Raw genomic sequence first — 25255 nt, 5'->3', positions numbered from 1 at the left:
GTTGCTGCCTTCATGACGGTGCTCCCGGGATGTGGCGCGGTGTTTACCGCGCCTATGAATTCAGGTTAGGGCTTGCACGGCAAGCGGGATTAGGGCACAAAGTCACTGAACAGGGGTCGTCCAAAGTCAACGGCTTGCGTCCATGACTTTCGGCTCTATTGACATAACGGCAGACTGGACGATCCTTAATATCAATCCAGTTCGGAGGTAATGATGCCGCTTTCTGAACACGAAAGGGACATCCTCAGGCAGATCGAACAATCGCTTATCGAGGATGATCCGAGATTCGCCGCGCGCATGGAAGGCCGGCGGCGTTTACTCATGCGCCGGGTAGTGCTCGGTGCGCTGTGCGTGGTCTGCGGATTCCTCCTGGTGATCGCAGGTGCCGCCCTGCAGCTGCTCTACCTCGGCGTCTCAGGCTTCGCGGTGATGGTGGCCGGCGGCTACTACGCCTCCCTGGGCATCGGGCCGAGCAGGCTTCCGTTCGGACGGCCGAGCCTTGGCCTGCCGGGCCAGTCACAGCACATCTAAGGACGCCAGTACGCCTCTCCGCCGGGCCTGAGGGCGCCGCCAGGCAGGGCCAACCCTTCCTAGGACTCAGAGGGCCAGCCAAAAGGGCTGCGTCCCTGCCGCAGCGCCCCTAGGGTGGAATGACGACGACGGTACCCCGCGACCTCAGGGGCACCGCTGCCGCCACCAACCCAGAGGAGTTCCTAATGAGAATTGCTGTTACCGGAGGAAGCGGAAAGCTGGGCAGAAGCGTGGTCCGCAGGCTTGCCGCGGACGGCCATGACGTCCTGAACCTGGACCGGTCGGGCACCAGGGGCCGCGGCTTCACCGAAGTGGACCTGCGCAACTACGGCCAGGTGCTGGACGTCATCCTCGGCCTCGACGACCGCCACGCGGGCTTTGACGCGATCGTGCACCTGGGTGCCATTCCGGCACCCGGGCTTGCGCCGGACGCGGCCACCTTCGAGAACAACATGCTGGCCACCTACAACGTCTTCCAAGCCGCGCGCCGGGCGGGGATCAAGAAGATTGTCTACGCCTCCAGCGAGACGGTGCTGGGACTGCCGTTCGACGTTGAGCCGCCCTACATTCCCGTGGACGAGGAATACCCGGCCCGGCCGGAGAGCACCTACTCGCTCGTCAAGCACCTGGAGGAGCAGATGGCCATCCAACTGACCCGCTGGGATCCGGACCTGAGCATTGTGGGGCTGCGGTTCTCCAATGTCATGGACCCTGAGGACTACGAGGACTTCCCGTCCTTCGACGCGGATGCGACGCTGCGCAAATGGAACCTCTGGGGCTACATCGACGGCCGCGACGGTGCCCAGGCCGTTGCCCGCGCATTGGAGAACGGCAAGCCCGGATTTGAGGCATTCATTATCGCCAACGAGGACACGGTCATGAGCCGCTCCAGCGCCGACCTGGCCGCGGAAGTCTTCCCCGGGGTCACGGTGACCAAGGAGCTCGGCGAGCACGAGACCATGCTGTCCATCGACAAGGCCAAACGTCTCCTGGGCTACGCCCCCGAGCACAGTTGGCGCAGCTACCACCCGAACCGCACCACCCCCACCGAAGACTGAGGAGCACTATGGAATACCGCACCCTAGGCAACAGCGGCGCCGTTGTATCCAACTATGCGCTGGGCACCATGACGTTCGGCGCTGAAGCCACCGAGGACACGTCCTTCGCCATCCTTGATGACTACTTTGAAGCGGGCGGCAACTTCATCGACACCGCGGACGTCTACAGCCAGGGGGTCTCGGAACAGATCATCGGCCGCTGGCTGGCCCACCGTCCCGAGATCCGGGACCGTGCCGTCCTGGCCACCAAGGGCCGCTTCCCCATGGGCCAGGCCCCGAACGACCTCGGAACCTCCCGCCGGCACCTGACGCGTGCCCTGGATGATTCGCTGCGCCGCCTCGGCGTGGAACAGATCGACCTGTACCAGATGCACGCCTGGGATCCCATCACGCCGCTGGAGGAGACGCTGCGGTTCCTTCACGACGCCGTCAGCAGCGGCAAGATTGCCTACTACGGCTTCTCCAACTTCCTGGGCTGGCAGCTGACCAAGGCCGTGCACGTCGCCAAGGCCCACGGCTGGAGCGCACCGGTTACCCTGCAGCCGCAGTACAGCCTGCTGGTCCGTGAAATTGAATCGGAGATCGTTCCCGCCTCTTTGGACGCCGGAATCGGCCTGCTGCCATGGTCTCCGCTGGGCGGCGGCTGGCTCTCCGGTAAATACAGGCGTGACGAGGCACCGGCGGGCGCCACCCGGCTCGGCGAGAATCCCCGCCGCGGCATGGAGGCCTGGCAGGCCCGCAACGACAATCCGCGCACCTGGGAGGTCATCGGAACCGTTGAGAAGATCGCGGCGGACCACGGCGTGAGCGCCTCGCAGGTGGCGCTGGCCTGGCTGGCGGACCGGCCTGCGGTGACCTCCGTGATCCTCGGGGTCCGCACCACGGAGCAGCTGGCGGACAATCTCGCCGCGGCGGACCTGACGCTGTCCGAGGAGGAAACCCTGCGGCTGACCGAGGTCAGCCAGCCTAACGTGGGCGTGTATCCGTACGGCCCGATGGCGCAGGAGCAGCGCACCCGGAAGATCGAGGGCGGCCGCTAACCACCTCGGGACGCACTGCTGGCGGAACTGAAAAGGCAGGCCGACGGCGGCACGTACGTGCCGCCGTCGGCCTGCCTGTTGTTGTCATTGCCGGTGGTCCTGCCTTTGATCCTGCCGGTGGGCGATCCGGCGAATCTCGTAGCCGTCGGTCTTGGCGACCAGTTGGCGGCCGTGGTTGCCGTAGAACTTCAGCCACAGCACGGACGAGTCAGGGGTGGCGTCTTCCACCTCGCCGATGCGGACAAATTGGCCGTCGTGGCGCAGCTCCACCCAGCTGCCGACTAGCCGCTGCCAGTCTTCGGGCGCTTCGGACACGAGAGCACCCTACTTCAGCGGATCAGTTCGCGGGTCATTCCGAACGGAACCTCTTCGGAAAGGGCCACGGTGTAGTGTCCGGGCCGGTTGCGGGTGATCAGGATTCCGTGGGTCCTGGTCAGCATCGCCACCTCCCGGAGGCCATTGACGGCGGCCTCGAGGCGTTCGTCCAGGACGCGCCGACTGGTGACCTGAATGTCGATCGGCTCAATGAGTGTGGGCATGGGCTGTCCTTTTCGCTGGTCGGGGTTTCCGGTGGAGGCCTGTCTCAGGGGTTGCGGACTGCGCTTGCCTGCTCGGTGCCGGCAGGGACCGGCACCGGGCGGTCCTGGACGGGTTCCTTGGTTTCTGCACCGGCAGGCGGTGTCGTCTTGAGCTTGAACCGTTTTCCGATGGCGGATCCGCCTCCGCTGCTGCGGTTCTTGTTGAAGATGTCGAAGCCGACGGCCAGGAGGAGCACCAGGCCCTTGATGAGCTGCTGGTAGTCGGTGCCGAGGCCGAGGATCGACATGCCGTTGTTGAGGACACCCATGATCAGGCCGCCCACCATGGCGCCGGCCACCGTGCCGATGCCGCCCTGCACGGCGGCGCCGCCGATGAACGCGGCAGCGATGGAGTCCAGCTCGAAGCCCGTGCCGCCGGCCGGCTGGGCGGAGTTCAGGCGGGCCGTGAAGACGAGGCCGGCCAGCGCGGCCAGGACACCCATGTTCACGAACAGCCGGAAGGTCACTGCCTTGGTCTTGATGCCCGAGAGTTCGGCTGCGTGGAGGTTGCCGCCGATCGCGTAGGTGTGGCGGCCGAAGATGCTGTTATTCATAAGTGCCGAGTAGACGATGACCAGGACGGCCAGCACGATCAGCACAATGGGAGTTCCCCGGTAGCTGGCGAGCAGGAACGTGATGATGAGCATCAGCAGCGCGATGAACCCGGTCTTGATGGCGAACCAGGCCATGGGCTCATTTTCCAGGTTGAACTTGCGGCGGACACGCCGTTCCTTGATGGCCTGGAAGAGGATGGCCGCCGTGCCTCCGACGCCCAGGATGACGGTGAGCCATTCCAGGACGGAGGTGCCGCCGGAAATGTCGGGCAGGAAGCCGCCGCCGAGGGCGCGCAGTTCTGCCGGAAACGGAGTGATCTGCTGGTTCTTGAGGGTGATCAGGGTCAGTCCGCGGAAGATCAGCATGCCGGCTAGGGTCACGATGAACGCGGGAATTCCCACGTAGGCGATCCAGTAGCCCTGCCAGGCGCCCACCAGGGCACCGACCAGCAGGCAGGCCGGGATGGCAATCCACCAGGCCCAGCCCCAGTGCACGATCATCACCCCGGATACGGCGCCGATGAAGCCCGCAATGGACCCGACGGAGAGGTCGATGTGGCCGGCGATGATGACCATGACCATGCCTATGGCCAGGATCAGGATGTAGCTGTTCTGGACCACCAGGTTGGTGACGTTCTGCGGCTGCAGCAGGATGCCGTCAGTCAGGACCTGGAAGAGCAGGACGATCAGGATCAGGGCGACGAAGATGCCAACCTGGCGGAGGCGGCTTGTCAGGAAGCCAAGTGATTCTCGTAGGGCGGACATGTTCGCTATTCCTTCTCTTGGGTCATGAAGTGCATGAGGGATTCCTGGGTGGCCTCGGCGATTGGAACTTCGCCGGTCACGTGGCCGGCGGACAGGGTGTAGATCCTGTCGCAGATGCCCAGTAGCTCCGGGAGCTCGGAGGAGATCACGATCACGGCCTTTCCCTCGGCGGCGAGCTCGGCGATGATCGTGTAGATCTCGAATTTGGCCCCGACGTCGATGCCTCGGGTTGGTTCATCGAGGATCAGCACGTCGGGGTCTGAGAACATCCATTTGCTTAGCACGACTTTTTGCTGGTTCCCGCCGGAGAGCTTTCCCGTGATGGCTGCCACGGAGGGCGCCTTGATGTTCATGCTCTTGCGGTAGCGGTTGGCCACGGTGGTTTCTTCGTTCTTGTCCACCCAGCCGCGCTTGGCGAGTTTGTGCAGGGCTGCCATCGAGATATTGCGCTTGATGTCTTCGATCAGGTTCAGGCCGTAGTGCTTGCGGTCCTCGGTGGCATACGCGATACCGTGCGAAATGGCGTCGGAGACGGTGGCCGTGCTGATTTCCTTGCCGTACTTGTACACCTTCCCGGAAACGGTGCGCCCGTAGGTCCGGCCGAAGACGCTCATGGCCAGTTCGGTCCGGCCTGCGCCCATCAGTCCGGCAAGCCCTACGACCTCGCCTTTGCGCACATTCAGGCTGGCGTTGTGGACCACCGTACGGCTGTGATCCTGGGGATGCTGCACCGTCCAGTCTTCGATGCGGAGGACTTCCTCGCCAATGCTGGGCGTGCGGTCCGGATACAGGCTTTCCAGGTCGCGGCCCACCATGCCGCGGATAATGCGTTCCTGGGTGATCTGCCCCTGGTCCAGCCGCAGGGTCTCAATCGACTTGCCATCGCGGATGATGGTCACCGCATCGGCGACCTTGCGGATCTCGTTGAGCTTGTGGCTAATGATGATGCTCGTGACGCCCTGGCCCTTCAGGTGCAGGATGAGGTCCAGCAAATGATCGGAGTCCTCGTCGTTGAGCGCCGCGGTGGGCTCATCCAGAATGAGCAGCTTCACTTCCTTGGAGAGCGCCTTGGCGATTTCGACCAGCTGCTGCTTACCGACGCTGATGTGCTGGATCGGAGTCACGGGGTTTTCACTCAGCCCGACGCGCGCGAGCAGTTTGGCGGCTTCCAGGTTCGTCTTGCGCCAGTCCACCCAGCCGTTCCTGGCCAGCTCGTTGCCGAGGTAGATGTTTTCCGCAATGGAAAGGTAGGGGCTGAGCGCCAGCTCCTGGTGGATGATCACGATGCCGCGTTTTTCGCTGTCGCTGATGGTGGAAAAGTCGCAGGGTTCGTTCTCGAAGAGGATGTCGCCCTCAAAGGTGTTGTGGGCGTACACCCCGGAGAGGACTTTCATGAGGGTGGATTTTCCTGCGCCGTTTTCGCCGCAGATGGCGTGCACCTCGCCGCGGTTCACGTCCAGGGTGACGTCCTGGAGGGCTTTCACTCCGGGAAAGGTTTTGGTGATTCCCCGCATTTGAAGAATAGGTACGTTCATGGTGATTTCCCGCTGACTTGTCAGAGCCGGACTCCTGCGGATGCAGGGTCCCCGGTTCGGGTGCGGCCGGAACCCGGCCCGGCCGCACCCGGTACGGTGGCTACTTGATGTCTGCCTCCGTGTAGTAGCCGGAATCAACCAGCTCCGACTTGTAGTTGTCCTTGGTGATGATGACGGACTCGAGCAGGAAGGCCGGGACCACCTTGACCTTGTTGTTGTAGGTCTCGGTGTCGTTGGTCTCGGGCTGCTGGCCCTTCAGGACGGCGTCAACCATTTTCACTGCCTGCTCGCCGAGCTTGCGGGTGTCCTTGAAGATGGTGGAGTACTGTTCGCCGGCGATGATGGACTTCACGGAGCCCTTCTCCGCGTCCTGGCCGGTCACGATCGGAAGGTTGCCCTTGGCGTAGCCGCCGGTGCTGGTCAGTGCGGAGATGATGCCAATGGAGAGGCCGTCATAGGGGGAGAGGACACCGTCAAGCTTGGTGCCGGAGCTGTAGGCGGCGGTCAGGATGTCCTCCATGCGCTTCTGGGCCACGGGGGCCTGCCAGCGCAGGATGGCTGCCTGCTCGAACTTGGTCTGGCCGCTGGGAACCTTCAGGGTGCCGGCATCCAGGTACGGCTTGAGCGTGTCCATGGCGCCGGTCCAGAAGAAGTTGGCGTTGTTGTCATCCGGGCTGCCGGCGAAGAGCTCCACGTTGAAGGGGCCTTTGCCTTCCACCTTCTTGCCGCTGGCGTCGAGTAGGCCCAGCCCGGTGAGCAGTGACGTGGCCTGCTGGACGCCGACCGTGTAGTTGTCGAACGTGGTGTAGTAGTCCACGTTCGGCGTGCCGTTGATCAGGCGGTCGTAGGCGATCACCTTAACGTTCTGCTCCTTCGCCTTGGCGAGGACGTCGGTCAGCGTGGTGCCGTCAATGGCTGCAATGATGAGGGCCTTGGCGCCCTTGGTCAGCATGTTTTCGATCTGCGAAACCTGCGTGGGGATGTCGTCATTGGCGAACTGCAGGTCCGCCTTGTAGCCCAGCTTCGTGACCGAATCGGAGACGTTCTTGCCGTCCGCGATCCAGCGTTCGGAGGTCTGGGTGGGCATTGAGATGCCCACGAGCGAGCCCGCCGCATCGGCGCTGCCGGAAGGAGTGGCCGCTCCGCCCCGGCTTCCGCACCCCGTAGCCCCCACTGTGACAGCGAGGACGACGGCAACTGCGCCCAGGAGTTTCTTGATTCTCACGTTTATCTCCTTCCGCGGACAACGCAGTCCGCGAATTTGTACTGAGCCGGGAGGCATCTGCGCTTCCCGGCCGGGGACGGCCGGTGGGACCGGTCGATTGGTGCCTGATCCGGAGGTCTGCCACCACGGGTACTTCAGTGACCGGACCGGCCGCTTGGTCGCTTCCGGCAGTTTATTCCATAAAGTGATGCTATGTTAGCGCTAACAACGAATCGAGCATAACCGGCGGACTCCTGTGAGTCAAATCACATTTTAGCCACGATGGAGGGCTTTTGCCCCGCCGGACGCCTGACATCGGACGTCTTGCATCGGAGGCTTGGCATCGGAGGCTGCCCCGTTAGGTTTCGACGACGAACTCGGCGTACGCGTAGCGGACGCCGTTGATTTGCAGTTCCAGGCCGTGGCTGCCGGCGTGGTGCACCCGTGTAGTCATCTGCCGGAAGGCATGGCGCTTGGACACCGTCGTGGTTTCGCCGGGATGCAGGGTGAGGGCCGCCAGTTTGAACACCTTTTCCGATTGCGAGCCGTTCGCCTTCATGTAGTGCACGATGTAGTCCACCGCCAGCCTGGCCGGGTCGGACCCCGTGTTTGAGATCTCGAATTCGAAGGCGAGGTCCGCCGGCAGCGCCACCACGCTCCGGTCCAGCCTCGGCGGGGCTACTGTGAGCGAGGCCGGGGCAAACCCCTGCAGTGCCAGGGCTCCCGGGTGGGCCTTCTTGACCAGGGTCCGCAGCCCGTGCCGGATCACCCAGACCGTGTTGGCATCCGGTTCCGCGGCCCAGGCTGCAGCCGCGGCCAGCACCGCATCGGGCGAGTGGCGAGCCAGATCGTTGAGGTGGTTTGCCACGGAGCGCCGGACGTACTCGTGCGGGTCCCGGTACAAGGCATCAAGGATACGAATGGTGGCCTCGGGCCGCTCCACCAGGCCGGGCACCCGGACCGCCCAAGGGAGGTAAGGTCGGGTGCCTTCGCTGGCAAGGCGTCGGACGTGCTCATCGGGGTGGGCCGTCCAGGTCAGTACGACGGCGAGTGCCCGGTCCAGGTCCGCCGCCAGCAGGCGCCGGATGGCGAACTCGCCGGTCAGTCGCGGCGTCAGTTCGGCGAGAAGCCGCAGGCAGTCTTCAAAATCCGCGGACTCGTGTGAGTCGAGTGCCAGCGTCACAGCCGTTTCGGTGACGGGCCACAGCGTCCAGCCCGTGAAGTCGGCATCCTGGAGAGCGCGGCGGAAGATGCGCGCCGCCGTCGGGTATTCACCCTGCGGGCCGGCCGCCCCGGCGATGTCCGCCAGGAGTCCCCGGCTCACGCGGTCCGTGCGTCCGCGCAAACTGAGGTGGTCCAGGGCCTCGCCGGCAGCCGTCGCGTTCGGCCAGGACGTGCCTGGTGTTGCGTCCGTCAGCACCCGCACCAGCAGGCCGACGGCGGCCCGGTCAATCAGTTCGTTCATGGCGCCCATCCAGTCAGGCTACCGCCGCAGCCGCCCTGACGGGCCACCGGGCGTTACGGTCCGGGCAATCGGCGGCCGGCCGCGGGCCAAAACGGCCAAACCGGGATAATCTCAGCGGAGAACATCGTTGAGGACAGCTGAGGCGGGACGTTGAATGGCTGAAGATCGATCACGGAAATCACCCCATTGGTGGCGGGTCTTCCACGATAAATTCGTGGTCGAAGAGCGCTACATGAGCGCATCGTCCCGGAAAAACCTCTACCGGATCGCACTGGTCCTGATAGTCCTGGGTGCCGGTCTGTTCACGCTCACTCTCACGGATGTCCTCGGAAGGGACGGCCTGACCGGCCTCGACGAACCCGCCCGTGCCTGGCTGCTAAGCCAGCGCTCGGAGCCGCTCACCGGCGCCATGATCTTCCTTGCGATCGTTTTCGGGCCCGTAGCGCTGCCCATCATCATTCTCGTGGTCACCGTGGTTTGGGGCCTGGCCGCCAAGCACGCCTGGCGGCCGCTGCTGCTGGCCGGAGCCATGCTTACAGGCGTCGCGCTGGCGCAAATCATCGGCCGGTCGGTCGACCGGCAGCGGCCGCCCCTGGACCTGATGCTGTTCGGGCCCGACGTCACGTTCTCCTTCCCCTCCGGACATGTTCTCGGCGCCTGCGATTTCCTGCTGGTCACCGCGTTCCTCGTTTTCTCGCGACGCGAAAGCACATGGCCTGCGGTCGGAGGCTTTGCCGCTGCCGCCATCGGGATTGTGCTTGCCTCGGTCAGTCGTCTCTACCTGGGGTACCACTGGGTCAGCGACGCACTGGCCTCGCTGTTCATCTCCTTCGTGGTGCTGGGGGCGGTTATCGCGCTGGATACCTGGCGCACAGCCCGCGTGCCCGGAGAGCAGATCACCGGCGAACTGTCCAAGGCCGATACGGTGGAAGGCTAGCTGAGAGTGGCCGGCGAGGAGGACGTCCGGCGCATCTGCCTCGGACTGCCCGGCGTCACCGAGCGGCCCAGTTGGAACCAGCCTGCGTGGTTTGCCCGGACCCTCATGGCCAGAATCTGGGAGGACGGCGTCCTCACCGTCAAGACCGGGGAGCGGGAAGCGCTTGCCGGGACGGACCCCGCCACGTACTTCTGGACCCCTCACCACGAGCGCTCACCGCAGCTTGTCCTGGTCCGGCTTGACCGGATCGACATGCAGGAGCTCGCGGAACTGCTCGAGGAGTCCTACCTGCTTGCCGGCGGCGGGACGTAATTCACGCTCAGGCCGCTGCTTACCGTCAGGCCTGCGGGCGGGCGCGGGCCCTTTTGAGCTCTGTCCGGAGCCTGGCGTTTGCCGCCTCAAGTTCCAGCACCTTCGCCACGCCGGCAAGGTTGAGCCCTTCGTCCAGCAACTCGCCGATGCGTTTCAGTACGGCAAGGTCCGCGTCGCTGTACTGCCGCGTCCCCCCTGAGGTGCGGTCCGGCGTGAGCAGGCCCTTCCGTTCGTAGAGCCTGATGTTCTGCTGACCCGTACCCACAAGGTGGGCCACCACGGAGATGGCATACACGCCCGTCTCCGCACCACGTGCTGCCATGGTCCTCCTTTGTTTTTTCGTATTGCCCTTGCCACAGTCTCTCACTGGTGCTATAAAAAATCTATACCCGCCACCACAGATAAAGGCGGGTGACAAAAGAAAAACAGCTACAACTACATGTCGAAGGAGTGGGAAATGATGTTGATGCGTACGGACCCGTTCCGTGAACTGGACAGGCTCACCCAGCAGGTGTTCGGAACCGCTGCCCGGCCTGCGGCCATGCCGATGGACGCCTGGCAGGAAGACGGGGAGTTCGTGGTCGCGTTCGATCTGCCGGGAGTCGACGTCGACTCGGTGGACCTCAATATCGAGCGGAACGTGCTGACTGTGCGGGCGGAACGTCGCGACCAGACGCAGCCCAACGTGGAGTTGGTCGTGTCGGAGCGCCCCCGGGGCGTCTTCAGCCGCCAGCTGATCCTCGGTGACACCCTGGACACGGACAAGGTCAAGGCCAGCTACAACGCCGGCGTCCTGACGCTCCGCATCCCGATCGCCGAGCAGGCCAAGCCGCGCAAGATTGAAATCGAATCCAAGCAGGACATGCACCAAATCAGCAGCTAGTCGAAAGAGGATGCAGGGGGCGGGTGCCGGCAGGACCGGCGACCGCCCCCGGCACGGACCACGGCCATGAGCAACCAACCGCCTGACTATTATCAAGTGCTCAAGGTGGGCAGAACCGCCACTCGGCAGGAGATCGCGCACGCGTATCGGGCTCTGATGCGGCTGTACCATCCGGACGTCGACGACGGCGGCAGCGGGACTGCCCACCGCGGCAGCACCGGCCTGCTGGAGATCATGGAGGCGTTTTCTGTATTGGGGGATCCGGGGACCCGTGCTGAATACGACAAAAGGCTGTCCGCGTCGGCCGCCCGCCCAAGCGGGCCGAAGGAAGTGCCGGTCCGCAGGGTCCATGCCCAGCCGCCATTGCTGCGGGTTACACCCGTCCTCTGGGAACGCGGGCCGTGGGCTGGCGGGCCCTGGGCCGGCGGCGGATCACGGGCAGCGGATGAGTAGAAAAGGAGCAGTCCATGAGCGCCTGGCGGCGTTATGATTCCCATCTGATTCCGGCCTTCCACGAACGCTTTGAGCAGCGGTGGGGTACGGGCACGGCCCCGTTTCTGGACCCTGAGGCCCACGAGGAGCCGCTCCCACGGGCCCAGTGGATCCATCCCGAGACAGGCGCGGCGCTCGCGGTAGTCCCGATCTGGGCGCCTGACGATCCCCAACACAGGTCGTTTGGGGTCTTCTACCTGCCGCCGGCGGGAGACATCTGGGTGCTGCGGCCCGGATACACCGGTTATCTCGAACCGTCGGTCAACGATACGGAGCACCTGGTCACGCTCCGCAATGATGCCTTCAAGAAAGCCCTGGTGCACGCCAAGGAATTCCTCTTCGGCTCAGAGCCGGCAGTGCACTAAGATCAATCCATTTACGCGGCAACTACACAAGGGGTCAAGCCGATGAACTTTTCCGCTAAAGAAATGGCCGCCATGATCCCCCCGTCCTTCACCATGGGGGTCGCAACCGCCGCCTTCCAAATCGAGGGTGCCTTGGACGAAGACGGCCGGGGACCATCCGGCTGGGACATTTTCGCGAAGAAGCCGGGGGCGATCGTGGAGGACCACAGCCCCGCAGTTGCCTGCGATCACTACCACCGCATGCCCGAAGACGTTGCTTTGATGAAGGAACTGGGAATCGACTCCTACCGGTTCTCGCTGTCCTGGTCCCGTATCCAGCCGGGCGGCAAGGGCCCGGTCAACCGGGCGGGGCTCGATTTCTACGACAGACTGCTGGACCAGTTGCTCGCCAGCGGGATTTCGCCGATGGTGACCCTCTACCACTGGGACACGCCGCTTCCCCTGGACGAGGCCGGCGGCTGGATGAACCGGGATACGGCCTACCGGCTGGCTGAGTTCGCCGCGATCGCGGCCGCGGCCTACGGAGACAGGGTGGCCCGCTGGGTGACGGTCAATGAACCGGCCACCGTGACAACCAACGGCTACGCACTAGGCCTTCATGCGCCGGGCGAATCGCAGCTCCTACAGGCCCTGCCCACCGTCCATCACCAGCTGCTTGGCCACGGCCTGGCAATGCAGGCGCTGCGGGCAGCAAAAGTCCCCGGCGAGATCGGCATGACAAATGTGTACTCGCCCATGATTCCCGCCTCGGGCAATCCACTGGACAAGCTGAGCTCGGGGCTGATGGACGTCTTCCAGAACAGGCTGTTCGCCGACCCTGTCCTGCTCGGAAAGTACCCGGACGTCATCCGGGCTGCCACGTTCTTCACCCCGTTCAGCCCCTCCGACGAAGACATGGAACTGATCTCACAGCCCATGGACTTCTACGGACTGAATTACTACATGCCAACCCGTGTCGCCGCCGGCCCCGGAGAGGGAGCTGTACCCGCGGGCATGGCAGAGGCTATGGGGGACGATCTCAGCGGCACCGCACCGGGTGCACCTTTCCACATCACCGCCTTCCCTGATTCGGAAACAACCGCTTACGGCTGGCCGATCAGGCCCGATTACATGCAAGTGGCACTCGCGGAAATGGCGGAACGCTACCCCGAACTTCCGCCCGTCTTCATCACGGAAGGCGGAGCGAGCTTTGAGGATGTTGTGATTCGGGACAAGGCCGGGGGCCGGACCATCATTCCGGACGAACGCCGCCTGCGTTATCTTGCCGAACACATTTCCAGCGCCCTGATGGCAACGTCTCCCGGCGGTCCTGCGGAATCGGTGGACTTGCGCGGTTATTACGTGTGGTCCCTGCTGGACAACTTCGAATGGTCAGCCGGCTACAAGCAGCCGTTCGGCCTCCTGCATGTCGACTTCGACACGCTGGACAGGACGCCGAAGGCATCGTACTACTGGCTGCAGGAGCTCCAGGCCGAGCGGCTGCAGGCCGCCGCGGCGGCCACCGCCGCGACGCAAGAGGCCGGTGCCGGCTCCGCCCCCGCCCAACCGGCCAAACCGCCCGCGGCTGAAGGGGAACCCGAACCGGTGGCCTGACCCGTCCGCGCCCCAGGCGCGCTGGGGGTGAGAGCGTCTTCGGTCAGACCAGTTTCAGGTCGGAAAGGCCCTTGGTGATGCCTGCGCCGTCGGGGGAGTAGATCCACGGGACGGCAGAGGCGCTGTGGTCCCCGGTTTCAGAATGGCCGCCAGCCAGCACTGATTCGCCAACGGATAGCTGGCGGATGGCAATGGCGGCGACGCGGTCGCCGTGGTCCCTGGCAAACCGAGAGTAGATCTGTTCGTCGTGCTGGCCGTTGTCGCCGATCAGCAGCCACCGCACATCCGGGAATTCCTTGGCCAGCCGGTCCAGGTTGCCGTTCTTGTGCTCCTGGCCGCTGCGGAACCAGCGGTCCTGGGTCAGGCCCCAGTCCGTCAGGAGCAGGGGGCCGGCCGGGTACATGTTGCGGCTGAGGAACCGCGCCAGTGTTGGCGCCGCATTCCACGGTCCGGTGGAAAGGTAGATCACCGGGGCGTCGGGGTGTTCCACCACCAGCCTGTCCATCAGCACCGGCATGCCGGGGGTGGCCATCCGTGCCCGTTCGCTGAGCACAAAAGTGTTCCACAGGGCCAGGAAGGGCCGGGGGAGCGCAGTGACCATCACAGTGTCGTCGATGTCGGACACGATTCCGAACCTGGTGTCCGGGCCAATGACCAGGATGCTGGCCTTCACGGCCTCGGTCCCCTCGGCGCGCAATGTTGCGGTGTGCCAGCCCGGGGAGAGTTCGACGTTCACCACCGTGTCCACCAGACCGCCACGGTCCGCCTTGACACGGGTGGTTACACCTTCGATTTCGATGTCCACGTCCGTGAACTGCAGGGGCACACTGGTGAACGCCCGCCAGCCGCGGACATTCTGGGTGCCGTTCTTGGCGGCGTGCTCGGCGCGGCTGCCGGGTTTCGGTTTGCTGGTCAGCACTGCCCGGCCAAGGACCCGCACCCAGGACGTGGAACCGTACCCCTGGTAGGCAACGGTCTGCGGAGCAAAATTCCAGCGCCGGGCCAGCTGGATGCGGACACCGTTGACAGTATCCGAGATCTTATGTGCCGCCCGGAGGGCGTGGTTCCCGGGCAATGTTGATTCCTGCGGCGCCAATTCCATGCCTCCACTCTGCCACAAGGGGGCCCTTCGGTAACCGCCGGCGGCCACAAAGGCGCTGCACCGTAACAAGGCGCAGCGCAAAGTGGGTCAGCCTTCGCCCACCAGCCACCGCAACGTGTCGGCGTTCCGCACGGCGTTACCGCCGCCGTCGTTGTTGAAATAGACGAACACGTCCTTACCCGAGCCCCGCCACTCGCGGATGCGGTCGGCCCACCACCGAAGGTCATCCTCCGAGTACGAGCCGCCGTAGAGGTGCTGGTGGTCCGGGCCGTGCAGGCGGACGTACACGAACGGGGCCGTGGCCCGCAGGATGCACGGCAGGTTGGCGCCGCTCATGATGCAGTAGGCAGCCTCGTGGTGCTCCAGCAGGGCGTACACGTCAGGGTGGTCCCAGCTGGGGTGCCGGAACTCCACCGCAACCCGGACCCACCACGGCAAAGCCGCCAGGAAGTAGCCAAGGCGGGCATCGTCCCGGGCAAAATCAGGCGGGAGCTGCACCAGCAGCACGGCCCTTTTGTCGCCCAGCACATGCCAGCACTTGATGATCCGGTCCACCCAGACCTCGGGGCTGTACAGCTTCTTCCCATGTGTCAGGCCGCGCGGTGCCTTGACGGACATGGCAAATCCTTCGGGGAGGCGGCGGTGCCAGCTCGCGAACGAGGACTCCCGGGGCCAGCGGTAGAAACTCGCGTTGAGTTCCACCGTACTGAAGCGCGCCACATAATGCGCCAGCCGGTCACGCGCCGGAAGCCCCGGCGGGTAGAGCACATTCTCCCAGTGGTCATAACTCCAGCCGGACGTGCCGATGTGGATCCCCAAGTTGCCCCCCGCCGTCTGTCAGCCGCGCGTACAACGGATACGGTCGGAAACGGATCTCCGACATTCGTTGCAGCATGCCATGGATAGTAGTCGGCCGGGGCGGCGTGTGGCACTGTATGTCCCATGGCACGCATAGAGGACTACGCGGTGGTTGGTGATCTGCACACGGCGGCACTCATCAGCACGGAGGGTTCCATCGACTGGCTGTGCCTGCCGCGGTTTGACTCGCCGGCCTGCTTCAACGCGCTGCTGGACACCCCGAAGTCGGGGCGGTGGCTGCTGGCACCTGCCGGCGGCGGGGACTGCACCCGGCGCCACTACCGCAAGGGCACCCTCATTCTGGAGACAGAATGGGAAACCGAAAGCGGAAAAGTGAAGGTCATCGACTTCATGCCGCCCCGGGACGCCGTCGCGGACATCGTGCGGATCGTGGTTGGCATCCGCGGCAATGTTCGAATGCGTGGCGAACTGGCACTGCGGTTCGACTACGGCCACATCGTCCCCTGGGTGCGGCACGACGAGTTCGGCATCCACGCCGTCGCCGGTCCCGATGCGGCCTACCTGGTTACGGACGCACCGCTGCGCGGCGAGCGCATGCAGACCGTCAGTGAGTTTACGGTCGGGGCCGGGGAGCGAGTGCCCTTCGTGCTCACCTGGACGCCCAGCCACCTGTACCGCCCGCGGTCCATTGATCCGGAGGCCGTCCTGGCATCCACGGAGGCTTTCTGGCTGGACTGGTCGGCGAAGTGCACCATCACCGGCCCCTACCGTGAGGCCATCCAGCGTTCGCTGATCACGCTGAAGGCACTGACCTACGATCCCACGGGCGGGATTGTGGCCGCTGTGACCACGTCCCTGCCGGAACAGCTGGGCGGCTCCCGCAACTGGGATTACCGGTACTGCTGGCTCAGGGACGCCACGCTCACCCTGCAGGCACTGCTTGCCGCCGGCTACACCGAAGAGGCAGCGTCCTGGCGGGACTGGCTGCTGCGGGCAGTGGCCGGCGACCCCGCCGACCTGCAGATCATGTACGGCATCCACGGGGAGCGCAGGCTGCCGGAGATGGAGCTCCCCTGGCTGCAGGGCTATGAGAAGTCCGCGCCCGTACGGATCGGCAACGGTGCCGCAGGCCAGCTCCAGCTGGACGTGTGGGGCGAGGTCCTGGATTGCCTGTCCCTGACCAGGCACTCCCTGCTGAAGCACAGCGACGAGGCCTGGGATGTCCAGGTTGCCCTCATGGAGCACTTGGAGGGCGCCTGGCAGCGGCCCGACAACGGCCTCTGGGAAATGCGCGGCCCTCGCCGCCACTTCACCCATTCCAAGGTGATGGCCTGGGTTGCTGCCGACCGGATGGTCAAGGGCGTGCGGGATTTCGGGCTGGTTGGCCCGGCCGACCGCTGGGAGGAGCTGCGGGACGCCATCCGCGCCGATGTCATGGCCAACGGCTTCGACGCGGAGCGGAACACCTTTGTGCAGTCCTATGGGCGGCCGGAGCTGGACGCGAGCCTTCTGCTCATTCCCCGCGTTGGATTCCTGCCGCCGGACGACCCCAAGGTGGTGGGCACTATTGCGGCCGTGCAGCGCGAACTGACGCACGACGGTTTCCTGCTGCGGTACCGGACGGCGGAATCCGACGACGGCCTGCCCGGGGACGAAGGCGTTTTCCTGGCCTGCTCCTTCTGGCTGGTGGAAGCGCTCATCGGGGTGGGGCGGCGCCGCGAAGCCAAGGAACTGTTCGACCGGCTTCTGGCGCTGCGCAATGACGTGGGCCTCCTGAGCGAGGAATGGGGAGTCGACTCCGGCCGCCAGCTGGGGAACACGCCGCAGGCCTTCAGCCACTTCGCATTGATCATGAGTGCGCTGGAACTGCACGAGGACAGCGTGCAGCGCAGCGACACTCCGGTGCACGGGAGCTAGCTGGTAGCGGCCCGGCCTGCCCGCGGTCACATTTGGTTCAGCTGGGGGACGGCGGCCGCTGCGTGGTTCCATGGTCACGGAACCTATTCGGAGCAGGCACGAAGGAGTGTTGACCGGTGAAATTTGCGCGTCTTGGAGATCCAGGCAGGGAGCAGCCGGCCGTTCAGTCCGGCGGGCCGGACTCGAACGGGAAGTGGTATTCGCTTACCGGCCTGACAGCTGACATTGACGGAACGTTCCTGGAAAGCGGGGGCGTAAACCAGGCCCGCGATGCCCTCGCAGCGGGGAACCTGGCCGAAATCACCGACGCCGGCGCGCTTCGCACCGGCACTCCGCTGGCCCGCCCCGGCGCCGTAGTGGGCATTGGCCTGAACTACGCCGGCCATGCGGCCGAGTCAGGCGCCGCCGTGCCGGAAGTGCCCGTGGTGTTCCTGAAGCCAAGCAACACTGTGGCAGGCCCGTTCGACGACGCGCCCATCCCGCCGCTGTCCCGCAAGTACGACTGGGAAGTCGAGTTGGCAGTAGTGATCGGGCGGCGCACCTCCTACCTGACCTCGGTGGACGAGGCCGCCGACTGCATCGCCGGCTACGTGCTGGCCAACGACCTTTCCGAGCGGGACTACCAGCTGCCCGGCGCGGCAGGGCAATGGGTCAAAGGAAAATCGCTCCCGGCGTCCACGCCCCTTGGCCCGTGGTTCGTCCCGGCCGCAGACCTTGACCCCTCAGGCCTTCGGCTGCGGACCTGGGTCAACGGCGAGCTGCGCCAGGACTCGTCCACGGCGGACCTCATCTTCGACGTTCCCGCCATCGTGCACCACCTGAGCCAGTTCATGGTCCTCGAAGCCGGGGACATCGTCCTGACCGGCACCCCGGAAGGCGTGGCCCTCTCCGGGCGCTTCCCCTACCTCCGGGACGGCGATGTGCTGGAGCTGGAAGTCGAAGGACTGGGCCGTCAGCGCCAGGTTCTTCACCAGACCGCCTAGCCAGCCGTCGGCCGGATGTTCCTCAGGGCTTCCGTATCCCGCAGAGGTAAGTATACTTACTAATACCTCAGGTTGGGGTGAAGACGGAGGAGTTGCAATGGCTGGATATTTCGAGCTGGTTGATGCCCCCGACGGCGGCTACCGCGTCAAGCTCATCGACGGTACCGGAGCCCTTATGGCCATCTCGGTGACCTTTCCCACCAAGCGCGCCGCCGCGGCAGGCGTGGCCAAGGCCAGGGAGATTGCAGGGACCGGCCTGATCAGGGACCTCAGCGAGAGCCAGGATTCCGAGCCGCTCAAGCAGCCCCCCGTCCGGCAGCATGTGAAGGCTCCGAAGAACATAGGTGTCCTGGGATCCGGGCGGCCAACGGGAACCACCGGTCAAAAGCGAGCCCGCACCCATCACTGAGCACAACGTGGCCATGCCCAACATCGGACCAGGCGCGCGGCGGAAACGCGGCGTCCTCTTCGATGTCGACGGGACCCTGGTGGATTCCAGCTACCTGCATACCCTTGCGTGGTGGCAGGCTTTCAGGCAGGCCGGGCTGGATGTCCCGATGGCGTCCATCCACCGCTCGGTGGGCATGGGAGGGGACAAGCTGGTAGACCGGCTCCTCCCGGCTGACCGTGACAAATCACGGGACGAAGCAATCATGGACGCCCACGGTGCGGTGTTCGCAACCTTCTGGCCCTCGCTGCGTCCGTTCGACGGGGCCAGGGACCTCCTGGCCCAGTGCTGTGAAAGCGGCCTGGCCGTCGCGCTCGCATCGTCGGCCCGTGCGAAGGACCTCGAGATGCTGCGCTCCACGCTTCGCGCCGACTCCTTCATCCATGCCGCCACCAGCGCCAATGATGCCAAGGAAAGCAAGCCGGACCCTGACATCCTCGAGGCCGCACTGAAGGCAATTGGCCTCCAGTCCGGAGATGCCGTTTACGTCGGCGATGCGGTGTGGGACGTGTACGCTGCCGCCAAACTGGGCATTCCCACGATAGGCCTGATCTGCGGTGGCACCAGCGCCGGCGAGCTGCTGGAGGCCGGTGCAGTGGAGATTTACGAGAATCCGCGGGACCTGCTGGCGAACCTGCGCGACAGCGCCGTGGGCAGGCTCGCCGCGAGGTCCTAGGCGTCGGCGGCGTCGGCGAGGTCGCCCTTGTTCCAGGACACGGCGACGCTGACGGAACCGTCGTCGTCGCGTTCCACCTCGGTGATGACATCAGTGGGCCCCGCCCCCATTTCCATGAGCTTGGCCCGGTAGGACGTGACCAGTTCCTCAAGGCTGGATTCGGTCCACTCGCCGGGACGCATCCGCGTGGAAATCTCCACCGGCTCTGGCTGGTACAGCGTCATTGTCGTTGCCTTTCCTCGATGCTCGGGATGATCCAACGCTATGATCCGACGCGTCCGCAGGCAAGGGATTTGCTCAGTTTGCTTAGTTTTTTGTGTTTCGTAAAATAATAAGCTTACTGATCTTTTCTTCGCCGTCGATCGGCGTTACGGTCGAAGTGGCCTGTTGGAAGATCGGCGCATACTGACAGAAAGGCGCACCATGAAGGCACTTACCTGGCAAGGCAAACGCTCCGTCAGCGTGGAGAACGTTCCGGACCCGATAATCCAGGAGCCCACGGACGCAATCATCCGCATCACCTCCACGGCAATCTGCGGCTCGGATCTGCACCTCTATGAGGTCCTCGGTCCCTACATGCACAAAGGTGATGTCATCGGGCACGAACCCATGGGCATCGTGGAGGAAGTGGGAAGCTCAGTCACGAACCTTTCCAAAGGGGACCGCGTGGTGATCCCGTTCAACATCGCCTGCGGAACCTGCTTCATGTGCCAACGCGGCCTGCAGTCACAATGCGAGACAACCCAGGTGAAGGACAAGGGCTCCGGCGCTGCCCTTTTCGGATATTCGGAGCTGTACGGGTCGGTTCCGGGAGGCCAGGCCGAGTACCTGCGCGTACCCTACGCGGACTACGGGCCCATTAAGGTAGGCACGGAACTTCCGGATGAACGCTATCTGTTCCTCTCTGACATCCTGCCCACCGCCTGGCAGGCAGTGAAATACGCGGATACCGAGGCGGGCGGCGCGCTGGCCGTGTTTGGCCTCGGCCCGGTGGGGCAGTTCGCCACACGCATCGGAAAGCACTTCGGTCTGCGGGTCATCGGAGTGGATCCCGTCCCCGAGCGGCGCGCGATGGCAGCCCGGCATGGCATCGAAACAATGGACTATGCCAAGGGCATTGCCGATGAACTCCGGGAGGCGACCGACGGGCGGGGCCCCGATTCGGTGATTGACGCCGTCGGCATGGAGGCGCACGGATCCCCGATCGCTGGCTTTGCGCACCAGGCGCTGGGACTCCTGCCGGACAAATTGGCGCAAAAGGCCATGGAAACGGCGGGTGTGGACCGCCTCGCGGCCCTGCACACCTCCATCGACGCCGTCCGCCGGGGAGGCACGGTTTCCCTGAGCGGCGTATATGGGGGACAGGCCAGCCCGATGCCGCTGCTGTCGATGTTCGACAAGCAGATCCAGCTTCGGATGGGCCAGTGCAATGTCCGGAACTGGACCGACCAGCTGCTGCCCCTCGTGGAAGACGAGGCTGATCCCCTGGGCACCATGGACCTTGTAACGCACCGGGTGGGGCTGGATGAGGCCCCGGCCATGTACGAGACATTCCAGAAGAAGGAGGATGGCTGCATCAAAGTGGTGCTGCAGCCCTAGTTCCGCCGAAGTTTCCCGGGTTAGCTGCCGGGAAACTTCTTCCAGGCTTTCCAGAACTTAGCCTCTGACCGGTCCGCAACAGCTTCCTCCTGCGCGTGGAGCCGTCCATAGGTAAAACCGCTCTCCCCGGTGCGGAAGGCCCGCCCGCCAAGATCGGAGAGGAGGGTCCGGGCCACGACGCTGTCCTGGTGAAGGCCCAGGATCTGCTGAATTTTGTGGGCGCGTTTGGCCATTTTCGCGGCTTTCTTCCCCGCCGCCGGTTCGGCGGCCTCGGCAGCGTACCGGAGCCGCTTGGCCGCCTTGCGCACATCATGAAGGCCGACGTCGGAAGCCGGGCCGGACGGGGGAGAGACGGCTTCGCCGCTGCCGCCGTCGGGCTGTTCCTGGAGATCCCGCACTTTGCGTCGGACTCTTTTGGTGTCCCTGGACACCAGCTTCAGCATGGTCTTGCGGGCGGACCCTGCAGCTTTCGCTGTCAGGGGAGGAGCGGCCACCAACTTCTCAAGGCGGGAGACCAGGCTGGCGTAACGGTCGCCGTCGAGGGCCTCCCGGACGGCGCGCCGGCCGTCAGCCGAGGTGGAATCAAGTTCGGTGTCGATTCGCTGTGCCGCCGGTCCGAAGATCAGCGCATCCGGTTCCTTGGCCAGGAGGTCCTTCAGCCGGTCGTGGATCACTTCCGGATCCCTCGCCGAACCGAGCACCTCGGAGAGCCACTTCAGCTCTGTGCGCACCTCAGTGACGGTGCCCTCATCGAAGAGCTTCTTCCCTGTTGCCAGCACCGACCGCAGCCGTCGGGCGCACATCCGCATCTGATGGACAGAATCCGGTTCGTCCCGGCGTACCAAGGGCTCCTGGTGCCTGAGCTCGGCAAACTGCTGGGCCAGGTAATGTGTCAGGACCTCGCCGGCTGTGGTGGGCATGCTTCACTCTACGTCCGCCCGGGGTGTCGCCAGAAGAGTCTGCGGTGTGCCGTGTCGCGGATGGGTCTGTACCTAGCAACTGGCGTTGAGTGCGTCCTCGACTACGTTCGTCAGGTCCTCCACGATGCCGTTGCCAGTGATAGTGAAGGACCCCGGGGGATAGGCGAGGGAGACTGTTGCCTGCCGGGTGCCATCCGCGCTGGACATGGAAACTGTGCCGTACCCAACGGTGCCGCCACCATGGCCGTAGTAGAAATTGTTCGTGCAGGTGTCGTTCCAGCGCTGGATGCCCAAGCCGTACCGGGCGTAGAGCGGACTCTGCATTTCCGCCACCATGGCCGGCGGAACCAGCCGGCCCTGCAGCAGTGCGGCGTAGAAGGTATTGAGATCGCCGACGCTGGATAGGAGGCCGCCGGCAGCGGCGCCTGCGTGAAGGGCGGGGTAGCTGACGTCCAGGCGCTCGCCGAAGATGGTGACATAGCCGTGGACCAGTGACGGCGGCGGCGAGCCGAGGTCCGTCAGCCGGGTGCCCCGCAGGCCGAGCGGTTCGATGACGTCCTCCCGCAGGACGTCGCCGATCGGTTGGCCGCGAAGCCGCTCCACAATCATGCCCAGGGCCACGTAGTTGGTGTTCGAGTACTCAAAACCCTGTCCCAGTTTTCGTTCCCACCGTTGGGACGCCGCCAAGGCGAGGAGGTCTCCGTGCTTCCAGCTGGTTGTGAGCACTTCCCGCAGGCTGCCCTGCTGCATCAGCGGGACGACATAATCCGGCATTCCCGATTGGTGTTGCAGCAGCCGCCGGATCGTGACCGGGCCGGGCGGGTGCATGATGCTGTCGAAGTCCGGCAAATGCCGGCTAACGGGGTCGTCCAGTCCCAGCTTGCCCTCGGCAGCCAGCTTGAGCACGGACACCGCCACGAAGCTCTTGGTCACACTGGCGACGTGCAGGGAATCCGTGATCTCCGCCGGTTCCCGGCCCTCCAGGCTCCTGACGCCGGAAGCCCGGGACCATTCCTGGCCGCGCACTTTGGCCTGCATCAGGACGGCCGGGGCGCCGCCGTCGAGCATCCTGTTGCTGAACTGTTCCAATGCTTCCGCCAGGTGCGCGGTGGAAGCGGCCGGCTCCCGAGGCTCCGGGGCCGCGGTGCAGCCGCCCAGGGCTGCTGCGAGCCCGGCGGCGGCTGCGGCGGCCGCGAGCCGGAACGGCAGGGTGCGAATCCACGCCACGGAACTCATGTTCCTCAGCCGGTCCGGAGGCGTCAATAGCTGCCGTGCCGCCGTCGGCCACGTTCCCGTTAACCCAACTGACTCGCAGTTGACGTCGCGAAACCGCGGTTTGGCGACGTTAACTGCGAGTCAGTTGGGCAGAAGAGCCCGGGCTAGGTCAGGCGGATCTGGCGGTTCATGTCCTTGTACAGCAGGTAACGGAACTGACCCGGGCCGCCGGCGTAGCAGGCCTGCGGGCAGAAGGCGCGCAGCCACATGAAGTCACCGGCCTCCACCTCAACCCAGTCGTTGTTGAGCAGGTACATGGCCTTGCCCTCGAGGACGTACAGGCCGTGCTCCATGACGTGGGTCTCCGGGAACGGGATGACCCCGCCCGGCTGGAACGTCACGATGTTCACCTGCATGTCGTGCGCCAGGTCGCTGGAATCCGTGAAGCGGGTGGTCTTCCAGGCGCCGTCGGTATCCGGCATCGCGGTGGGTTCCACCTCGGCATCACTGGTGACGAAGGACTTTGCCTCGTAACCCTCAAGCCGCTCGTAGGCCTTGCGGATCCATTGGAAGGAGACAATGTCATCCGAGACGTTCTCCAGACCCCAGGCAGCACCGGCGGCCAGGTAGGCGTAGCCGCCCTCCTCCAGCTGGTGAAGTTCGCCGTCGAGGGTCAGGTTGACTTTGCCCTTGGTGACGAAGACGACGCCTTCGACGCCGGGCTCAAACTCGGCCTTGGGAGCGCCGCCGCCCGGGCCGATCTCCACGATCAGCTGCGAAAACGTGGTGGCGAACCCGGAGATCGGGCGGGCCAGGATCCAGGAGCGGGTGTTGGAGAAACCCGGCAGGGTGCTGGTCACGATGTCGGTCATGACGCCCTTGGGGATGACCGTGTAGGCCTCCGTGACGATGGCCCGCTCCGTGGTGAGGTGGGTCTGCGGCGGCAGGCCGCCCTGGGGGTAGTAGTACTTGCCCATCATTGGGTCCTTACTTCGAAGTGGAGTGGGCCAGCCGCGGGTGGGCCAGACCGGTGAGTTGGGGGATTCCGACGCCGGCAAGCGCCTGGACGTCTTCGGCGCCCACGGCGCCGCACTGGACGCCGCGCAACACAAAAGCGGCCAGTGCCCGGGCGGTGGCGGGCTCGTCCATGACCCCGCCTTCGGTGCGTTCCACATAGTTGCGCAGCCGGGCCGCCGCGGCGGGCAGGCCTTGGCGGTAGAACGCGTAGGTCGCCGCGAACCGGCTGGGCAGCTGGGCCGGGTGCAGGTCCCAGCCCTGGTAGTAGCCGCGTTCCAGGGAGCGCCGCACCAGCCGGCCGTGCAGTTGCCACGCGTTCTCCACGTTGTCGCCCACCGGGATGATGTTCGTGGAGCCGTCCGACAGCCGGATGCCCGTCCCGGCCACGGCCAGCTGCATGACTTCCTTGGCGAAGTCCGCCACCGGGTGTTCCATGGACTGGTATTCGGCGGAGATCTGCAGGGAGGCGGAGTAGTCGTACGTGCCGTAGTGCAGGCCGCTGATCCTGCCGGGGACGGCGTGCGGCAGCTGTGCCACCGGTGACGTGCCGTCCGGACCGAGGATGAGCTGCGGCGTCTCCACCTGGACCTCGAACCGGAGTCGGCCGGCGGGAAGCGAGTGCGCTTCCTCCAGCCGGGAGACGGCGAAGTCCATGGCCTTGACCTGCGCCACGGTGGTGACCTTGGGCAGGGTGAGGATCAGGCCTTGGGGCAGCTCGCCTGCGGTGGCCAGGCCGGAGACAAACAGGTCCAGCGTCCGCAGGCCGCGGGCCCGGGTGGCCGCCTCAAAGCACTTGAAGCGGATGCCGATGAACGGGGGCGCCGTGCCGGCCGCAACTGCGGCGGCCACAGCGGACGCCGCGGCAGCAGCGGCGGCGTCCTCGGCGTCGTCGCCCCTGTCCCCGAACCCGTCCTCGAAGTCCAGGCGCAGGTCCTCGACCGGTTCAGTCTCCAGCTTCGCCTGGACCCGTGCCGCCACAGCCTCGGCAAGGTCGGCGTCCTGGCCCAGCAGGTGACCCAGGCGGGCCAGGCCGCCGTGGGCCTCCGCCGTCGTGAGCGCCTGCGCGCCCCACTCAGCGGAGAACGACGGCGCGAAGCGGTCCGCCGGTATATACACGGTATGCACCGGTTGGCGGGTGCCGTCGTCGCCCGGGTAGTTGCGCTCCAGGAGCTGGTCGGTGGCGGCCAGCTGGGCGTCGATCTGGGCGAGATCGTTGGGGGTGAAGGAACCTGAGGGTACCGCCATGC

General features: G+C 65.2%; 28 protein-coding genes. 14 read left to right on the top strand and 14 right to left on the bottom strand.

The annotated features are described in order from the left end of the window. Window positions 1–213: 213 nt before the first annotated feature. The 3 genes from J2805_RS17800 to J2805_RS17790 all read left to right on the top strand — a co-directional run bounded on the left by J2805_RS17800 (window position 214) and on the right by J2805_RS17790 (window position 2629). On the top strand, window positions 214–531 hold the full coding sequence (locus J2805_RS17800) for a DUF3040 domain-containing protein (RefSeq protein ID WP_309978574.1): 318 nt from the start codon (window positions 214–216) through the stop codon (window positions 529–531). Window positions 532–716: 185 nt separating this feature from the next. After that, window positions 717–1589, top strand: a complete 873-nt coding sequence (locus J2805_RS17795) for an NAD-dependent epimerase/dehydratase family protein (protein ID WP_309978572.1) — start codon at window positions 717–719, stop codon at window positions 1587–1589. 8 nt (window positions 1590–1597) lie between these two features. Then, on the top strand, window positions 1598–2629 hold the full coding sequence (locus J2805_RS17790; RefSeq protein WP_309978571.1) for an aldo/keto reductase: 1032 nt from the start codon (window positions 1598–1600) through the stop codon (window positions 2627–2629). 84 nt (window positions 2630–2713) lie between these two features. Here the strand turns inward: J2805_RS17790 and J2805_RS17785 are convergent, their stop codons facing one another. The 6 genes from J2805_RS17785 to J2805_RS17760 all read right to left on the bottom strand — a co-directional run bounded on the left by J2805_RS17785 (window position 2714) and on the right by J2805_RS17760 (window position 8739). After that, window positions 2714–2944 (bottom strand): hypothetical protein, encoded by a 231-nt coding sequence (locus tag J2805_RS17785; RefSeq protein WP_309978569.1) that lies wholly within the window; start codon window positions 2942–2944, stop codon window positions 2714–2716. Window positions 2945–2958: 14 nt separating this feature from the next. After that, a complete protein-coding gene (locus tag J2805_RS17780) occupies window positions 2959–3168 on the bottom strand; it encodes a hypothetical protein (protein WP_309978568.1) in 210 nt (69 codons plus the stop codon). 44 nt (window positions 3169–3212) lie between these two features. Then, the gene (gene mmsB, locus J2805_RS17775; RefSeq protein ID WP_309978566.1) at window positions 3213–4526 is read right to left on the bottom strand and encodes a multiple monosaccharide ABC transporter permease; all 1314 of its coding nucleotides are present in this window, start codon (window positions 4524–4526) and stop codon (window positions 3213–3215) included. Between the two features lie 5 nt (window positions 4527–4531). Then, a complete protein-coding gene (gene mmsA, locus J2805_RS17770; RefSeq protein ID WP_309978565.1) occupies window positions 4532–6061 on the bottom strand; it encodes a multiple monosaccharide ABC transporter ATP-binding protein in 1530 nt (509 codons plus the stop codon). A gap of 100 nt (window positions 6062–6161) precedes the next feature. Further along, window positions 6162–7286, bottom strand: coding sequence for a multiple monosaccharide ABC transporter substrate-binding protein (chvE, locus tag J2805_RS17765; RefSeq protein ID WP_309978564.1), 1125 nt, complete (start codon window positions 7284–7286; stop codon window positions 6162–6164). Window positions 7287–7623: 337 nt separating this feature from the next. Beyond that, the gene (locus J2805_RS17760; RefSeq protein WP_309978561.1) at window positions 7624–8739 is read right to left on the bottom strand and encodes a DNA alkylation repair protein; all 1116 of its coding nucleotides are present in this window, start codon (window positions 8737–8739) and stop codon (window positions 7624–7626) included. Window positions 8740–8884: 145 nt separating this feature from the next. Here J2805_RS17760 and J2805_RS17755 point away from each other — a divergent pair, with 145 nt between their 5' ends. Then, window positions 8885–9667: a phosphatase PAP2 family protein gene (locus J2805_RS17755; RefSeq protein WP_309978559.1), complete on the top strand. Its 783-nt coding sequence runs from the start codon at window positions 8885–8887 to the stop codon at window positions 9665–9667. Window positions 9668–9673: 6 nt separating this feature from the next. Continuing rightward, the gene (locus J2805_RS17750) at window positions 9674–9979 is read left to right on the top strand and encodes an MmcQ/YjbR family DNA-binding protein (RefSeq protein ID WP_309978557.1); all 306 of its coding nucleotides are present in this window, start codon (window positions 9674–9676) and stop codon (window positions 9977–9979) included. Between the two features lie 25 nt (window positions 9980–10004). On the opposite strand, the gene J2805_RS17745 is transcribed toward J2805_RS17750, so the two are convergent. Next, on the bottom strand, window positions 10005–10301 hold the full coding sequence (locus J2805_RS17745; protein ID WP_309978556.1) for a MerR family transcriptional regulator: 297 nt from the start codon (window positions 10299–10301) through the stop codon (window positions 10005–10007). A 138-nt stretch (window positions 10302–10439) separates the two neighbouring features. Between J2805_RS17745 and J2805_RS17740 the strand changes: the two genes are divergently transcribed. From J2805_RS17740 to J2805_RS17725, 4 genes are all read left to right on the top strand, one after another. Then, window positions 10440–10862: an Hsp20/alpha crystallin family protein gene (locus J2805_RS17740; protein ID WP_309978841.1), complete on the top strand. Its 423-nt coding sequence runs from the start codon at window positions 10440–10442 to the stop codon at window positions 10860–10862. A 66-nt stretch (window positions 10863–10928) separates the two neighbouring features. After that, window positions 10929–11315: a J domain-containing protein gene (locus J2805_RS17735; protein ID WP_309978554.1), complete on the top strand. Its 387-nt coding sequence runs from the start codon at window positions 10929–10931 to the stop codon at window positions 11313–11315. A 14-nt stretch (window positions 11316–11329) separates the two neighbouring features. Next, on the top strand, window positions 11330–11719 hold the full coding sequence (locus J2805_RS17730) for a hypothetical protein (RefSeq protein ID WP_309978552.1): 390 nt from the start codon (window positions 11330–11332) through the stop codon (window positions 11717–11719). 42 nt (window positions 11720–11761) lie between these two features. Continuing rightward, complete coding sequence (locus J2805_RS17725; protein WP_309978550.1) at window positions 11762–13312, top strand: GH1 family beta-glucosidase; 1551 nt, start codon at window positions 11762–11764, stop codon at window positions 13310–13312. Between the two features lie 43 nt (window positions 13313–13355). Here J2805_RS17725 and J2805_RS17720 read toward each other — a convergent pair whose 3' ends face one another. After that, the gene (locus J2805_RS17720; RefSeq protein WP_309978548.1) at window positions 13356–14414 is read right to left on the bottom strand and encodes an App1 family protein; all 1059 of its coding nucleotides are present in this window, start codon (window positions 14412–14414) and stop codon (window positions 13356–13358) included. 87 nt (window positions 14415–14501) lie between these two features. Beyond that, on the bottom strand, window positions 14502–15233 hold the full coding sequence (locus J2805_RS17715; protein WP_309978546.1) for a DUF72 domain-containing protein: 732 nt from the start codon (window positions 15231–15233) through the stop codon (window positions 14502–14504). Between the two features lie 123 nt (window positions 15234–15356). On the opposite strand from J2805_RS17715, the gene J2805_RS17710 reads away from it, so the two are divergent. From J2805_RS17710 to J2805_RS17695, 4 genes are all read left to right on the top strand, one after another. Then, window positions 15357–17150 (top strand): glycoside hydrolase family 15 protein, encoded by a 1794-nt coding sequence (locus tag J2805_RS17710; protein WP_309978544.1) that lies wholly within the window; start codon window positions 15357–15359, stop codon window positions 17148–17150. A gap of 116 nt (window positions 17151–17266) precedes the next feature. Further along, the gene (locus tag J2805_RS17705) at window positions 17267–18133 is read left to right on the top strand and encodes a fumarylacetoacetate hydrolase family protein (protein ID WP_309978540.1); all 867 of its coding nucleotides are present in this window, start codon (window positions 17267–17269) and stop codon (window positions 18131–18133) included. Window positions 18134–18230: 97 nt separating this feature from the next. Then, window positions 18231–18542 carry a hypothetical protein gene (locus tag J2805_RS17700; protein WP_309978538.1) on the top strand — a complete coding sequence of 104 codons (312 nt, stop codon included), beginning with the start codon at window positions 18231–18233 and terminating at the stop codon, window positions 18540–18542. 13 nt (window positions 18543–18555) lie between these two features. Then, entirely contained in the window at window positions 18556–19257 is a 702-nt protein-coding gene (locus J2805_RS17695) for an HAD family hydrolase (RefSeq protein WP_309978536.1), read from the top strand. Here J2805_RS17695 and J2805_RS17690 read toward each other — a convergent pair. Further along, the gene (locus tag J2805_RS17690) at window positions 19254–19481 is read right to left on the bottom strand and encodes a hypothetical protein (RefSeq protein ID WP_309978534.1); all 228 of its coding nucleotides are present in this window, start codon (window positions 19479–19481) and stop codon (window positions 19254–19256) included. The two genes, J2805_RS17695 and J2805_RS17690, sit on opposite strands and share 4 nt — an antisense overlap. 199 nt (window positions 19482–19680) lie before the next feature. On the opposite strand from J2805_RS17690, the gene J2805_RS17685 reads away from it, so the two are divergent. After that, window positions 19681–20856 (top strand): zinc-dependent alcohol dehydrogenase, encoded by a 1176-nt coding sequence (locus J2805_RS17685; RefSeq protein ID WP_309978532.1) that lies wholly within the window; start codon window positions 19681–19683, stop codon window positions 20854–20856. A 20-nt stretch (window positions 20857–20876) separates the two neighbouring features. Here the strand turns inward: J2805_RS17685 and J2805_RS17680 are convergent, their stop codons facing one another. The 4 genes from J2805_RS17680 to J2805_RS17665 form a co-directional block, all read right to left on the bottom strand. Then, window positions 20877–21776, bottom strand: coding sequence for a CHAD domain-containing protein (locus J2805_RS17680; protein WP_309978530.1), 900 nt, complete (start codon window positions 21774–21776; stop codon window positions 20877–20879). Between the two features lie 72 nt (window positions 21777–21848). Beyond that, a complete protein-coding gene (locus J2805_RS17675) occupies window positions 21849–23012 on the bottom strand; it encodes a serine hydrolase domain-containing protein (RefSeq protein ID WP_309978528.1) in 1164 nt (387 codons plus the stop codon). Between the two features lie 143 nt (window positions 23013–23155). Beyond that, window positions 23156–23968 (bottom strand): bifunctional allantoicase/(S)-ureidoglycine aminohydrolase, encoded by an 813-nt coding sequence (locus tag J2805_RS17670; protein WP_043484707.1) that lies wholly within the window; start codon window positions 23966–23968, stop codon window positions 23156–23158. Window positions 23969–23978: 10 nt separating this feature from the next. Further along, on the bottom strand, window positions 23979–25253 hold the full coding sequence (locus tag J2805_RS17665; RefSeq protein ID WP_309978526.1) for a DUF6986 family protein: 1275 nt from the start codon (window positions 25251–25253) through the stop codon (window positions 23979–23981). Between the last annotated feature and the right edge of the window lie 2 nt (window positions 25254–25255).

Origin of the sequence: Arthrobacter oryzae (assembly GCF_031454875.1) — a bacterium.
Classification (GTDB): domain Bacteria; phylum Actinomycetota; class Actinomycetes; order Actinomycetales; family Micrococcaceae; genus Arthrobacter; species Arthrobacter oryzae_D.
The sequence above is the reverse complement of the archived record's forward strand: the minus strand, read 5'-3'. Positions and strand labels throughout refer to the sequence as shown.